The 16,064-nt window shown below is 33.9% G+C and carries 6 protein-coding genes; 4 read left to right on the plus strand and 2 right to left on the minus strand.

What is annotated here, in order from left to right; translation table 11 throughout:
* Window positions 1–78 precede the first annotated feature (78 nt).
* Together ACN0WI_RS05375 and bshC are read right to left on the minus strand one after the other, a co-directional pair.
* Complete coding sequence (locus tag ACN0WI_RS05375; RefSeq protein WP_417885783.1) at window positions 79–1,443, minus strand: pyridoxal phosphate-dependent decarboxylase family protein; 1,365 nt, start codon at window positions 1,441–1,443, stop codon at window positions 79–81.
* Between the two features lies 1 nt (window position 1,444).
* Window positions 1,445–3,061, minus strand: a complete 1,617-nt coding sequence (gene bshC, locus ACN0WI_RS05380) for a bacillithiol biosynthesis cysteine-adding enzyme BshC (protein WP_417885621.1) — start codon at window positions 3,059–3,061, stop codon at window positions 1,445–1,447.
* Window positions 3,062–3,176: 115 nt separating this feature from the next.
* Between bshC and ACN0WI_RS05385 the strand changes: the two genes are divergently transcribed.
* The 4 genes from ACN0WI_RS05385 (at window position 3,177) to ACN0WI_RS05400 (ending at window position 16,004) form a co-directional block, all read left to right on the plus strand.
* Window positions 3,177–5,651 (plus strand): M14 family metallopeptidase, encoded by a 2,475-nt coding sequence (locus ACN0WI_RS05385; RefSeq protein WP_417885622.1) that lies wholly within the window; start codon window positions 3,177–3,179, stop codon window positions 5,649–5,651.
* Between the two features lie 133 nt (window positions 5,652–5,784).
* Window positions 5,785–8,598: a M16 family metallopeptidase gene (locus ACN0WI_RS05390; RefSeq protein ID WP_417885623.1), complete on the plus strand. Its 2,814-nt coding sequence runs from the start codon at window positions 5,785–5,787 to the stop codon at window positions 8,596–8,598.
* A gap of 660 nt (window positions 8,599–9,258) precedes the next feature.
* Entirely contained in the window at window positions 9,259–11,505 is a 2,247-nt protein-coding gene (locus tag ACN0WI_RS05395; protein WP_417885624.1) for a TlpA family protein disulfide reductase, read from the plus strand.
* A gap of 575 nt (window positions 11,506–12,080) precedes the next feature.
* Window positions 12,081–16,004, plus strand: a complete 3,924-nt coding sequence (locus ACN0WI_RS05400; RefSeq protein WP_417885625.1) for an ATP-binding protein — start codon at window positions 12,081–12,083, stop codon at window positions 16,002–16,004.
* The last annotated feature ends 60 nt before the right edge of the window (window positions 16,005–16,064 follow it).

The raw sequence follows: 16,064 nt of genomic DNA on the forward strand, positions 1-16,064 counted from the left end.
GTATATTTATAAACTAAAAAAGTTCAGAATTAAATTTAATTCTGAACTTTTTTAGTTTTATTTAAAACTGAAATCGGATTATTTCATCGAATCTAAAATTTTATCGATATCATCTTCTGTAGTATCTGGATTGATAAAACAAAAACGTATCACTGTTTCTTTTTTCCAAGTAGTTGGTGTTACCAATGCAAAACCGGAATTATGATTTTTATACGTCCAAGCTTTATAATCTTCGGCTTTCCATCCTTTTCTTCTAAATAATACTACAGATAAACTCTGTGGCCTTATAAGTTCTACTTCTTCTCGAAAAACTATTTTTTCAGCAGCAATATTAGCCAATTCAATACCGCGTTCAATAGCTTGTTTATATTTATCGGTTCCGTGCATGGCTAACGAAAACCATAATGGCATTCCGCGAACACGACGTGTTAACTGAATTTGATAATCGGCCGGATTAAATCCTTGCGCACCTTCATCAGAAAAAATATCTAAATAAGCACCTTTTTGTGAATGGGCATTTTTAGCCAATTCCATATTTTTATAAATTACCGCGCCACAATCGTAAGGAGAAAATAACCATTTATGCGGATCTATTGTAATACTATCGGCGTTTTCAATACCATTAAATAAATGCCGTACCGAATTTGCAGCTAAAGCACCGCCACCATAAGCACAATCTACATGCATCCAAACGTCTTCTTTATTACAAACCTCAGCAATAGAATCTAATTTATCTATAATACCAGCATTGGTGGTTCCTCCGGTTGCTACTACCGCAAATAGCCGTTTTCGATCAGTTTCTTCTAATTCATTGATAGCTTGCTGAAGTTCCTTTCCTCCAAGCGCTTCGCCATCATTATCTATCATCACTACATCAGCATCTATAACTTGAGCCATAGATTGTACAGAACTATGTGCCCCATCTGAGGTTAATATAAGTCCTTTTACACCAATATTAGAAACATCAGCATCACGCCAAGCCTGCCGTGCCGTAACTAACGCTGAAAGATTCGCTGATGTACCGCCACTTGTAAATACTCCAAAAGCAGTATCAGGAAGTCCGGTTAGGGAAACCATCCACTTCATAGCTTGGTTTTCACAAAAAATTCCACCGGCTCCTTCCATCCAATACGCGCCATGAATACTAGACGCAGAAGTTACCAAATCAAACATAATAGCTGCCCTTGTAGGTGCGGCCGGCACAAATGCTAAGTTTCTAGGATGATCTATAGGTACATTAGCTTTTGCTAATACATCTTTAAAAAGTTTAAACGCATTTTCACCACCAATTCCACTAGGTGTTATTGTTTCTCCTACAATTCGTAATAATTCATTCTCACTTTTAGGAGAACCAAGTTCTGGTGTAATATTCGAGATACGGTCTATGGCATACTTCATGACGTCTAACGTCATTTCCACCAAGTCCATATCTATTGTGTGCATTTTATTTTGTTCCAAAAGTTATAATTTTAAAATTTTGTTCTAAGGGGTTCAACGTATTTAATAACATTTCAATTAATTCATTTCCATACTCTGCATACCATTCCGAAAAATTGGTTTGGCGCTCTTGTAAACTTTGGTTAGGAAATAATTGATTTTGTAATTCGGCAATTCGACTTACCTCTTCTTTTAATTTTCGCTTTTGGGCTTTTAACAAACGTTTCTCTAGATTTTGTAATCCTTTTAATTGTTTTACTTCCTGGGCTTTTACGGCTCCTAAGAAGGATTTATCGGTTTTTTCAGCCAAATCATACATTTCTTGAAACTGCTTCACTAAATGTTCTTTTTGTGGACTGAAATCAATATCGATATTCGATATTTTTCGCACTTTTCTGTTGATTAACTCGTGCTGTTGAAGAAATAATTCTTTATTCGAAATATCTAATTTCGTTCTTTTTTCCTGTTGTTTTTCAGATTGAAGTAATGCTGAATTTCGTAATAAAAGTATTGGAAATGGCACGTTTTCAGCTTCAAAATAATCTTTTAGTTCTAACCAATACGCCAGCTCACCACCACCGCCAATATAACATAGGTTTGGCAAAATTACTTCTTGATAAAGCGGACGCATCATCACATTCGAACTAAAATGTTGTGGATTTTCATGCAATTCTGATAAAATATCTTCTTTACTCCACTCTATTTTCTTTTCGTGGACATAAAACTTACCATCTCGTTTTATAATACGTTCTCGATAACCGTTATTCAAGTAAAATAGGTTAATTTCACGTGGGTTTACTTGAACATTATAGCCTAAATTAGCTAATTCCTCAGTCTTTTTTTCGGTATGCTTATAAGAATGTTGTTTTACTAATTCATTTTCCACATAAGGAATAAACATTTTTTTAAGCTCAGGCTGTTGCGCGCCAATAATTACGAGTCCGTATTCCTTAAAAAGCTCATTAGCTAAATAACGGGTAGCATCGGTTAAGTTTTCATGCGCTAAATAAGCCTCTTGAAATAATGATTTTAGCTTATCGGCAGCTGAACCTCCACCTATTTCAGCAGAAAAAAGTTTAAATACCTCATCTAAACCAGCTGTCGACAAATAGCCTACAGCATCAATACTAGCTCCTTTTTCTGAAGAATTCCATTGAAATTTTTTACCGTTTAAATTAAAATAATTGATTTCGTCAAAATCATGATCTTCGGTAGCCATCCAATAAACAGGCACAAAATCGTGACTTGGATATTCTTTTTTAAGCAGTTTTGTAAGATTGATTACTGAAATTATTTTATACAGAAAATAAAGTGGTCCGGTAAATAAATTTAACTGATGCCCGGTTGTTATGGTAAAGGTTGTAGATTTAGAAAGTGACTCTATATTAGCCAAAGTAGCTTCAGAAACCTCAAAACCATTGTATTGTTTATGAAGGCTTTCAACCAATACTTTACGGCTTTCTACAGAAAAATTCTTTTCCTTTTCATTAATTTGATCTTTAAAATTATCAATTTCAGGAAATCGATTATAAAAAGAAGCTAATTCTTCTTTTTGATCCAAATAATCCAAAATAAGATTTGAAAAATAATTGGTTTCGGAATACGAAATACAATCGGTCGGCATACATTTTTTTTGAGAATGCAAAGATACCGAATGTATAACTTTTATCCACTAAATTTTAGTTAATTCACCCGCGAACGCTATCTTTACTATCATAATCTTAACCTGATCCCTTTTTATGAAGAATAAAATACTCGCAGTTTCTCTTTTTTTTCTAACTTTTTTTAGTGTACACGCACAGCTAAAATCACCCTCGGATTTTTTAGGATATGAACTTGGGAGCCAATTTTCAAGACATGCCGATGTTGTCGATTATTTTGAATATATCGCAGAAAATTCTCCTTTAGTTACTTACCACACATACGGTAAAACCAACGAAAGAAGACCACTTACCTATGCCGTGATTTCTACAGAAGAAAATATTGGAAACATCGAGGAAATTAGAAAAAATCACTTACGCCAAACCGGAATTTTAGATGGTACCCCCACAACCGATAAAGCGATCGTTTGGTTAAGTTATAACGTGCATGGTAACGAAGCTTCTAGTACAGAAGCCTCGATGAAAACCCTTTATAATCTTATTACTGAAAAGCAGGACTGGTTAAAAAACACCATCGTGATTATAGACCCTTGTGTGAATCCCGATGGACGTGATCGTTATGCTAACTGGTATAATCAAGTAAAGCAAACACCTTTTAACACTTCACAAGATGCTGCTGAACATTACGAACCATGGCCCGGTGGAAGACCAAACCATTATTTATACGACCTAAACCGTGATTGGCTTTGGGCTACACAGGTAGAAACACGAAGCCGCTTAAAAATCTATAACCAATGGATGCCCCATATTCATGTAGATTTTCATGAACAAGGAATTAACAATCCCTATTATTTTGCTCCGGCAGCCGAGCCATTCCACGATATTATTACACCTTTTCAAAGAGATTTCCAGACAAGAATCGGTAAAAACAATGCTAAATATTTTGATAAAGAAGGATGGTTATTTTTCACTAAAGAGAGTTTTGATTTGCTTTATCCAAGTTATGGTGACACCTATCCAACATATATGGGAGCTATTGGAATGACCTACGAGCAGGCAGGTCATGGCCGTAGTGGTTTAGGGATAGAAACAGATCAAGAACAAACTTTAACTCTTAAAGATCGTATTAATCACCATTTTACAACAGGTATTTCTACGGTTGAAATGGCCTCGAAAAATGCAGAAGAATTAGCTTCAGAATTCAGTAATTACTTTGAAAACACCGATAGAAAGTATAAAACTTTTGCCCTTAATGGTAACAAAGATAAAATTGATGCTTTAAAAGAATTATTGGATCGTCATGAAATTAAATATTCTAGAGCAAATAAAGGTGAAAGAATCTCAGGATACAGTTTTACTGAAAATAAAGATGGAAGTTTAACCACTACAGATCAAACTTTACTGGTGAGCACACAACAGCCAAAAGGACATATGGTTGAAGTTCTTTTTGAACCTAAAACGAAGTTAAACGACTCGGTTACCTACGATATTACAGCGTGGAGTTTGCCTTATGCTTATGGTTTAAATGCGGTTGCCAGCACCAGGGATTATTCAGGAAAAAATACTACTGAAACAACATCAAATATCAGTAACGTGGTGGATGCTGAAGCTGCCGGTTATATTTCAAAGTGGAACAGTCTAAAGGATCCTGAATTCCTAGCCGCTCTTTTAAAAAAAGATGTAAAAGTTAGGTTTAGTGAACTTCCTTTTTCATCAGAAGGGAAAAAATTTGATGCCGGTAGTTTAATTATTACCAAAAGTGATAATAAGAATTTAGAAGATTTCAACAAAACTGTGGTCGAAACTGCTAATGAATTTGAAAGAGAATTAACCGTTGCCAATACAAGTTTTGTAACCAGCGGCCCAGATTTTGGTTCTCCCGATGTAAAATTAATAGGAAATCCTAAGATCGCCATGTTACGTGGTGAAGGAACTTCTTCACTAAATTATGGTGAGATCTGGTATTTCTTTGAGCAGGAATTACATTATCCCGTAACTGCAATAGGTACAGAATATTTTAATCGAATCGATCTTAATTCTTACGATATTCTTATTGTTCCTGAAGGTTATTACGGTAATGCTTTAGGTAATGCTAGTGTGAATAAAATAAAGGATTTTGTTCAGGCAGGCGGTAAAATGATCACCATTGGCAGATCTGTTGGTTATTTCGCAGGTCAGGATGGTTTCAGTATTAAAGAAAACAAAGTTGAAGAAAATAAAGACAATGCAAATTCGCCAAATCTTACTCCGTATAGCATGAGAACCAGAGAGCGAATTAAAGGAAACAGCCCTGGAAGTATTGTAAAAACTACAGTAGATAACACACATCCTCTTGCTTTTGGATACGATAATGCTTATTTCAGCTTAAAACTAAGCAGCAGTAATTATGGTTTACTTAACAATGGTTACAATGTAGCTTACATGCAAGAACCAAAAGTTGTTTCTGGATTCGTTGGTAGCGAAGCTTATAAAACTTTAGAAAATTCGGTTGTATTTGCACAAGAAAATATGGGCAGAGGTAGCGTGATTTATATGGTAGATAATCCATTGTTCAGATCGTTCTGGCAAAACGGAAAATTATTTTTCGCCAACGCTTTATTCATGGTGAAGTAGAGTTCTAGATTCTAGAAATGGGGATTATAGAGTTTAGACTTGCTGAATGCTGAATGCTGAATGCTGAATGCTGAATGCTGAATGCTGAATGCTGAATGCTGAATGCTGAATGCTGAAAATTAAATTGTAAAAAATGACATTCAAAAAAATAGTTGCTTTTTTGTGCTTTTTGGCTGTTTTTTCGGGAAACGCACAAGAAGATAGTTCGCTAAAAGTAAACTTTGAAAGTTTTACATTATCAAACGGACTTCAAGTTATACTGCATACTGATCATTCAGATCCTGTAGTTGCAGTGGCGCTAACTGCACATGTAGGATCGGCCAGAGAGAAAGAAAATCGTACCGGTTTTGCTCATTTGTTCGAGCATTTATTATTTCTGGAATCTGAGAATCTTGGTAAAGGCGGACTCGATAAAATGAGTGCAAGAATTGGCGGTTCTGGTGCCAATGGATCGACTAGTCGTGATCGTACCAACTTTTTTCAAACAGTACCTAAAGATGCTCTTGAAAAAATGATCTGGGCAGAAGCGGATAAATTAGGCTTCTTTATCAATACGGTAACCAAACCGGTCTTGGCCAAAGAAAAGCAGGTGGTTAAAAACGAAAAAAGACAGAGTTATGATAACCGTCCTTATGGACATACGATGTATGTTATCGATAAAAATCTTTATCCTAAAGATCATCCATACAACTGGCAAGTAATTGGTAGTTTAGAGGATCTTCAAAATGCTACACTTCAGGATGTAAAAGATTTCTATAACAAATGGTATGTCCCTAATAATGTAATCTTAACGATTGCCGGAGATTTTGATAAAGACCAAGCCAAACAATGGGTTCATAAATATTTTGATGAAATTCCTTCAGGAGAGGAAATCAAAAGACAAGAAAAACAGTTAGTAAACCTTAAGGAAACCAAAAAACTGTATTACGAAGATAATTTTGCGCGCCTACCCGAACTTACTATGGCATGGCCCAGCGTTTATTCGTATCACGAAGATTCCTATGCGCTTTCCATTCTTTCAGAATATTTAAGTAGCGGAAAAAACGCGCTCTTGTATAAAAAATTAGTTGAAGAAAAAGAGCTCACTGGTTCAGTAAGAATGTACAATTACACTTCAGAACTTGCAGGCGAAATTTTACTTCAGGTAAGAGCTTATAACGGAAAAGATTTGGATAGTGTTGCCACTGCTATACAAGAAACTTTTACTGAATTTGCCCAAAATGGAATTTCAGACAAAGATCTTAAACGAATAAAAGCGGGACAAGAAACCAGCTTCTATAATAGTGTAAGTAGCGTTTTAGGAAAAGGCTTTCAATTGGCCCAATATCAGATTTTCGCTAACGATCCTAACTTTATTAATAAAGAAATGGATAAACTTTTAGCGGTAAGCAAAGAGGATGTGATGCGAGTTTTTAAAAAATACATCAAAGACCAGAATTACGTGGCTACTAGTTTTGTTCCTAAAGGTGAAACAACTTTAGCTTTAGAAAATTCTGAACTTGCTGAAATTGAAGAAGAAAAAATTGTTGAAAATGCTGAAGAAGACTTCGACGCCTCGCAACAAGCTTCTTACGAAAAAACTCCTTCCAGTTTCGATAGAACGGTAGAACCGCCTTACGCTGCTACACCGGAACTTTCTACTCCCAAAGTTTGGAAAGATTTTATGCCCTCTGGTATGCAAGTTTATGGGATCACTAATAGCGAAGTTCCCCTAGTGAAATTTGAATTTCAGATGGATGGCGGATTACTCTTGGAAAACCCAAACAAAACGGGAGTCTCTAATTTACTAGCAGAAATTTTAGGGGAAGGAACTGCAACAAAAACGCCGCAAGAACTAGAAGAAGCTATTGCATTACTAGGTGCTAATATTCGAATAAATTCAGGTAAGACTCAAATCAGCATTTCTGGAACAACTTTAGCCAAAAACTTCGAAGAAACTATTGCTCTGGTTGAAGAAATCTTGTTGTACCCCAGATGGGACGAAGAAGAGTTTAAACTGGCAAAACAGCAGGTGCTTAGCGAATTGGAAGAAGAAAAAGCAAATCCAAACGCTATTGCAGATCTGGAGTTTCAGAAATTGATTTACGGTAAAAGAAATATACTTTCTAAGAATACTTTAGGCACAAAAGCTTCAGTTGAAGCCATTAGCCTTCAAGATTTAAAAGAATACTATAAGGAAAATTTAACCCCACAGCGAACCAAATTTTTAGTGGTAGGAGCGCTCAATAAAAATATGGCTACCGATGCTCTAAAATCACTTTCTGCCAATTGGCCGGCTAAAAATGTTCAGCTTCCAAAACTTTTTGAACCTCGACTTCCGCAGCAATCAAAAGTTTATTTTTACGATGTTCCGGATGCAAAACAGTCTATTTTTAGATTTGGAGCTCCGGCAATGTCTGCTAAAAGTGAGGATTTTTATCCTGCTGAAGTTATGAATTATCGATTAGGTGGTGGCAGTTTTGCTTCACAACTTACACAGCAATTACGAGAAGGTAAAGGCTATACTTATGGAATTCGCTCTAGATTTTTCGGTGATAAATATGTAGGCCCGTTTATGATTTCAACCGGAGTTAGAACAAACATTACAGATGATGCTGCAAGACTTGTTCAGCAGATATTAGAGGATTATCCAGAGGATTTTAATCAGCATGACCTTGATGTTACTAAGAGTTATATGATTAAAAGTAACATGAGAAAATTTGAAACTTTGGATGCAAAACTGAATATGCTGAGTGAAATAAGTAATTATAACCTTGAATACGATTATATTAAACAACGCGAAGAATTAGTAAATAACTTAGATATTCTTGAAGTACAAGATTTAGCTAAAAAATATATCAACCCAAACCGAATGTATTATTTAATTGTTGGAGATGCCAAAACTCAATTAGACAAATTAGAAAACTTAGGTTTCGGTAAGCCGATCCTTATCAATTCTGAAGAGTAAATTTTAATATCAGAGTATTTCAACAAAACATAAAAGCCTCTATTCAAAGAAAATTAAACGTTATAGCAATATATTGTTTGGTCAACGATCTATTAAAAGGAAGAAAACATAACAGAAAGCTCACCGACAGGTAGTTAATCACTACCACATTAGTATAGCCGCTTTATTTCCGCGGCAACCAGAGGGTGTGGTTTGAATATATGGACAGTTGTGGGTACTACCGAGTAGATATACAGGGAAATCGAATAAGTTGATCTGGTCACTAGTAGGAAATAAAACTCTAGAATAAAGAATACCCGAGGAATGATCTTCATCAAGGAAAACCAGAGACCTCTATAAAACAGATCTATGGCATAATGCCAAAGTATATAAATGCTCTTCTAAGTACCAATAGGTTTATTATCAAACTGATCCTGTTTTTATGCCTTTTCAGTTTGATAAAACAACTTTAAAATAAAAAACTCGGGGTAATTAATTTGATGAAAATTGCATATACATATTTACAATTTAAATAAATCTATATTAAAATTTAGCAAAAAAGGTAATTTGGAAATCAATTTTCAAAAAATATTTAAATGTTAAAAATACACATATTATCTTGAAAATTAATATAGTAAAAACTAATTTTCCTTAATTTAGGTTCTAATAAATTCATCAATCATGAAAATTAGTACTTACAACTTATCACTATTTCTTATTTTAATCACCTCAAACTTCTGTATTGGGCAATCACATATTCGGATCATTGATAAACCTGATTATGAAGTGACTAACAGTGGGATTACCCACATCCACCGTATAGAAACCACTCCAGAGGAAACCCGTATCACAATTCTTTCCAAATTTATTCCAGGATGGTGGGTCAATTTTACTCCAGACACCTATTTAAGAGACGTAGATACCAATAAAAAGTATAAAATTAAAGAAGTAGTAGGTGCGGAATTTGATGAAAAACTCTGGACGCCGGAGTCTGGAGAGCAATTTACCGAGCTTATTTTTGAACCACTCTCCTCTTCTACCCAAAAGATTGATTATATAGATAGTTCTAACAAAATTCTCAGTGTTTCGCTTAACAAAAGTCGAAGCAAAACTAATGAAGAAGTACCTCCTAAAGTACTAACCTGGATTAAAGAAGAAATATCTAAATCAGATCTGCCTTTAAAAAGTTTCGATAGCCCTGATTTTTTCAAGCGTAAAATGGGACGCGTTGTAGGTTACATAAAAGGCTATGATCCCCGGTTGGGTTTTGAAACCGGAATAATATATATAGGTAATGAGCTTACCCGTGAAGAATATCCTATAGTAGCAGAAATCAATCCTGATGGACGATTTGAAGCCGAAATACCATTGATTAATCCTATAGAAATTTATATGATCTTATACAAGCAAGGCTTTAGCTTCTATATAGAACCCGGTAGTACTATTGGCCTTGTTTTAGATTGGGAAGAGTTTCTACTTGCAGATCGCTACCGAAACCGGCGTTATAAATTTAAGGATATTAAATATTACGGGCCGCTTGCCAAGATAAATAATGAATTAACCGCATTTAGTCCTGACCGTATTGATTACCGAAAAGAATTTAAAGAATGGGTTGAGACCCTTGCTCCTCTTGATTATCAAACAAAAATTCTTGACTTGTATGCCCAAAATAAAACAAAACTCAACAATTATATAGCCGATAAAAACATCTCTAAAAAAGCTGAAGACTTCCTAAAAGACAATATTAAGTTGATCGCGAGTACCGATATGTTTGATTATATAGATAGAAGAAATTATTTAAAAAAAGAAGATTCTACCAATACGGTTCTTAAAATAGATATACCTGATTCTTATTATGAAGCCATGCAGTTTTTACTACCTGTAAATAAACCCGCTGCTTTAGCTTCTAGTCAATATAGCTCGTTGATAAACCGCCTCGAGTATGCCAAGCCATTAATGGAAGTACAGCGCAAATCCCAAATGGCAAATGTTAGGCAACCTGAGAAGACAATACTAGAGTATTTTGAGGATGAAGGCATTTTTTTAGAAGAAAAATATAAGAATTTTTTTAAAGCGACCTCCAAAGATGAATCTACTAAACTTGACTCTTTGGAAATTGTAAATTTATCTAGAGCATTCAATGAGAAATACAAAACTGAACTGCAAAATTATTATAAGAAATATGTAGAAGTACTGCCAGAAGATAGAGCTCGGATAGAATTAGAAAAATGGAATAAAAAAGACAGCGTAATGGTTCATTATTTTGGTATTAATAAAGGTCTTGCCAGTGACATTATTAAAGTACGATCCTTGAAATTTTGGTTTGATGCTTGGGGAAAAGAAAGTTCAGATCTGGTTTGGCAAGACTTAAAACAGGATATAGCAAATCCATTTGTAAAGGCTGAAGGACAACGAATGTACGAAAAGGCATATCCAGAAGAACAATTAAATGAAACTGAAACAGTGATTGATGGTAATGTTATTGCTTCTAATATTTCAAATAAAAATAAACTGATACTACCCCAGGGGAAGGGTACAACAGCTTTTCGAAATATTACAGATCCCTTTAAAGGCAAAATCTTGTTTATTGACTTCTGGGCAACTACCTGTGGTCCTTGTGTAGCTAACATCAAACGGATGAAAAAAATACGAGAAAAATATAAGAATAATCCAGATTTTGAGTTCGTCTTTATTACAGACGAAAGTCAGTCTCCTAAAAAATCATACGATAAATTTATAGCAGAACAGGAGCTGGAGCACGTATATCGTGTAGATCAAAGCACATTTCACCGCTTTAGGGATTTATTCAGTTTTAACGGAATTCCACGATATATTGTTATGGATAAGGCAGGTGATGTGGTCGATTCTTATTTTAAAATGCATGATTTTAATTATGAATTACCTAAAATACTGACGAAGTATAAGTAAAACCTAAATCCAATTAAAAAAGTTATATTCTTATTGCTACTTTTTTAGTTTCTTGAATTGGATGAGAATTTTAAATTTTTAAACCTAAAGTTCTAAAACAAATAAAGATATTAAAGATTCCACCTATATCGGTTTACAGATTGTATATACTATATATCAAAAATAAATTCAAATTATATACATATTGTAACTTTTATAGTATGAACTAATTATCTTATATTTTCATTTCAACAAATTAATCAGTAGTAAAAACAAGTCCTAAACACTAGTTATGTTTTATTTTACACTAAAAAAATAAATATTTGCAATATCTAAAAAAGAAAAACACTGTTAAAAAGTATAGAGCCTAAAGAGGTTAAATACAGAATTTGATAAAAAATTTTAGAGCAAAGATAACTTCTATTATTCACTACAGAATACCATTATAGTATACCAAATACACAAAATAAGAACTTCATAAAAAACAGATATCTTTTTATTTTCAATAATAATAATCCTCTAATTTTTATTTAATATAATTTTTACATACATTTTAACACAATACTTTAAAAGTAATCATTTATATCCCTACAATAATGTATTCCTTTCATAATAAATATAACCAGAATTTATTTCTTTTTATTTTTCTGATTTTTTCTGTTAAATTTTTATACCCACAATCCCCACAATATGTTTTTTCGGAAATAAATGCAAGTGACGGTTTATCTGGAAACAAGGTACGCAGTATTGGTCAGTTAAGTGATGGGAGAATGGTAATTGTTACAGAAGGGCTGGTAGACATCTATAATGGTACTTCTTTTACGTATATGCATTATAATGAAGATAAGGATTATGAACTTTCTGATTATTCTGGCTATCACCGCCTTTACATAGGTCCCAACGACGGTATTTGGTTGAAGAATACGTATTCACTGAAGTATATCGATATGAAAAAAGAAAAATTTGTAACCAATGTGGATCAAATTTTTCAAAAGATGGGAATAAATGAAAAAGTGACTGATTTTTTTATAGATCCCAACAAAGACTTCTGGTATAAAGGAGAGAGTGGAAAGTTATTTTTTAAACCTAAGGATAAAGAAAAGGCTTCGGTTTTTATAGATAAATTACCTGAAGGCGATCCTCTTTACGATCTTACAGTAGCTAAAAATCAGGTTTTTCTATTTTATCGCTCCGGGAAGGTAGAAGCTTACAACCTCACTTCTAAAAAAAGTAAAGTTTTTAAAAATTCGATTCAAAATAAGCCTTATCACAATACTTTATTGGTGGTTCCAGATAAAGATTATATCTATCAACTAAGAAATGGAGATAGTTTAGGTATTGCACACCGACTGGATATTAATAGCGGAAAATGGGAAATGCTTCTTAAAAGAGATCATTTTCTAAATACACTAAGCATCGATTGGAATCGCAATATTTGGATTACCAATCCAAAAGGAATTATGAAAATAGACACTTCTCTATTTCACAAAAAAGCTATAGAAAAGCTAAAAACAGTAAATGGGGATATTATTAATTCTGAAATTAGCACAATATTTTTTGATAAGGATAAAGGTATATGGATTGGCACATTAAATAGAGGTCTTTTATATTATCACCGAGACCGCTTTAAATTTACAAATATTGGACACCAATTCTTTCCTTCTACTTCAGAAAAAGATATTGTAATAAATGGTTTTTCTGAACTTAAGGATAAAATTTTAATAGCTACCGATACCGGACTTTTCTTATACTACCCAAAAACCCAGAAAATAGTGAGGTATTCTGGGTTTCCAATAAATGTAAGCTGCAGGTTTATTTTTGCTGAAGATGATGATTGTTGGATTGGCACTTCCAATGGTCTGTATATTGCTAGCGATCAAACTTTCCAAAAATTAAAAACCCCTTTCTCACAAGCTTATCAATACCTCTCCACTTCAGATCATCAATATTTATTAGCTACAGAACAGGGATTGTTTTCATTGAACTCTAAAAGCAAATCGATAAAAAAAGTAACAGAAGAATTAGTCACAATTTTTGATATTTCTAAGGTTGATTCGAATAATTATGTCGGGTTTTCCACAGAAGGTCTGTTTTTTTATAATCTTAAAGAAAATAGCATAAAAACAGTAAAAACCAATCCGGAAATTCGCTTTTTCCATCAAACCAACCAGAATATAAACGACTTGTATACAGACAGTCGTGGATGGATCTGGACGGCTTCTCAAGATGGACTAAGCCTTTGGATTCCAAAAACAAATAAACTTAAAAATTTTTATGCTAAAAATGGATTGATAAATAACAGTATTCAATCGATTATAGAAGATGATAAACATCAAATTTGGGTTGCCACTTCTAACGGGTTGTCTTGTGTGCATATATCGGGAGAAGAAAAAGACCCAAGCTTCTTTTTTACAAATTACAACCAATATGATGGTGTTGTAGATTATGAATTTGTAGAAAAGTCAGTATTAAAAATGAACAATGGTAGTTTGTTATGGGGCGGCTTGGATGGCTTTAATATTTTTAATCCTGCAAATAATCTTTTAGAAAAAACAAAATTATCGAGACCTGTTTTCACGCAGTTAGAATTATTTGGAAAACCTGTATTACCTGGACAGAAATTTAACGGTAAAACAATTTTAGATAAAGCCATACAGTATACTTCAGCAATTACTCTTAAACATCGACAAAACTTTTTTTCGTTAAGTTTTTCTGGACTAAACTATACCAATGTATCAAAAACAAAATACAAATATAGGCTCGAGGGAATCGACGAAAACTGGCAGGAAATAGCACCAGATAATGGATTAGGAAAAGCTTCTTATACAGATTTAAAACCGGGAGACTATATCTTGAAAGTAACTTCTTCTTCTAATGGAACGTTATGGAGTGATAGTGCCAAACTACATATTAGCATTTTACCCCCATGGTGGAAAACCTGGCCAGCCTACCTTGGGTATATAATATTGATTTTGTTCATTATTTATTTAAGCTTCAGTTTACTTTTAAAATTTCAGAAGGAAAAACTTAAAGCAAAACAATCGGAAGAATTGCGTGTCTTAAAAGATCAGTTTTTCACCAATGTAAGTCATGAACTAAAAACACCACTTAGCCTTATCCTCACTCCTTTATCCTCAATTTTGAAAACCGAAAATGGTGCGAATCGCAATAAATTGATCAAAATTCACCAAAGTGCTACAGAACTATTGCAATTGGTAAATCAATTACTGGACGTTCGGAAAATCGAAACCACAGGGAAGCTATCTATAAATTCAGACTGTTGCCAGCTCAATCAGCTTTTAAATAATGCTACTCAGCCTTTTGAAGAATTAGCACGCCTTAAAGGAATAAATTACAAAAGAGAAATTCCCGAAGAAGAAACCTTAATTTTTATAGATAATGAAAAGTTTAAAAAAATAGTAAGTAACCTATTATCTAATGCATTTAAATTCACACCGCAAAATGGGAAGGTAACTTTTACCGCAAAATTAAATGGAGAAATACTTAAAATAAAGGTAACCGACAATGGGAAAGGGATTGCTAAGGAAGAGATACCCAAAATCTTTGAACGCTATTATCGATCTGCTCCTGAAAACGAAAATACCGGCACTGGCATTGGCCTACATTTGGTGAAATCTTATATCGCATTATTACGGGGAACTATAGAGGTAACCAGTGCGCCGGCAAAAGGAAGTACGTTTACCATAAGTATCCCTATAAAAATAAATATTACTGAACAACCTAAAATCCCAACTTATGCTAAAAATACAGATGAACGATTTTCTATTCTTATTGTAGAGGATCATCCAGATTTTCAGGATTTCCTATTTAGTGAACTTAAAGAGGATTTTAATATCTACACTGCAAAAAATGGATTAGAAGGTTTAGAACTAGTAAAGAAACACCATCCAGACCTGGTTATTAGTGATATTATGATGCCCGTAATGTCTGGAATAACATTATGCGATAATATCAAAAACGATATTGAAATCTCTCATATTCCTGTGATTTTGCTTAGTGCCAGATCATCAGAAGAATCTAAATTAAAAGGCTTTGAAGCTAAGGCTGATGCTTACATCGGAAAACCTTTTAACCTGGAAATTTTGAAACAAAGAATTCAAAACCTGGTAGGGGAACAACAATCACGGAAAGAAGTTTTCAAAAATTCGGCTAAAATTAAGCCGGACGAAATAACGATCGGTAAAACCGATAGCATATTTATAGAAAAAGCGCTTCAGCAGATTCACGAAAATATGGAGAACACCGCATATTCCGTTCAGCAATTAAGTAGTGATCTAAACATGGACCGTACAGGCCTTTTCAGAAAAATTAAAGCAATTACCGGCCTGTCACCTACTGCCTTTATCCGCTCTATAAGATTAAAACATGCCCGTCAGCTTTTGGAAGAAGGTAAATCGGTTTCCGAGGTATCTGTTAAAGTAGGTTTTTCCAGCCTTAGTTATTTTGGGAAATGTTTTCAGCGGGAATACGGAAAAAAACCTTCAGATTATAAAAGCTGAGAAATTACACCTAAAATTCAACCAATATGATAATTGTTGCAACATTTGCACTACTTATTT

This window comes from Zunongwangia sp. (genome assembly GCF_048269745.1).
GTDB lineage: Bacteria > Bacteroidota > Bacteroidia > Flavobacteriales > Flavobacteriaceae > Zunongwangia.

Bases quoted from the DNA above. Each gene is read 5' to 3' on its own strand.
- ACN0WI_RS05375 (WP_417885783.1), bottom strand. From the start codon at position 1,443: ATGCACACAATAGATATGGACTTGGTGGAAATGACGTTAGACGTCATG.
- bshC (WP_417885621.1), bottom strand. From the start codon at position 3,061: ATGCCGACCGATTGTATTTCGTATTCCGAAACCAATTATTTTTCAAAT.
- ACN0WI_RS05385 (WP_417885622.1), top strand. From the start codon at position 3,177: ATGAAGAATAAAATACTCGCAGTTTCTCTTTTTTTTCTAACTTTTTTT.
- ACN0WI_RS05390 (WP_417885623.1), top strand. From the start codon at position 5,785: ATGACATTCAAAAAAATAGTTGCTTTTTTGTGCTTTTTGGCTGTTTTT.
- ACN0WI_RS05395 (WP_417885624.1), top strand. From the start codon at position 9,259: ATGAAAATTAGTACTTACAACTTATCACTATTTCTTATTTTAATCACC.
- ACN0WI_RS05400 (WP_417885625.1), top strand. From the start codon at position 12,081: ATGTATTCCTTTCATAATAAATATAACCAGAATTTATTTCTTTTTATT.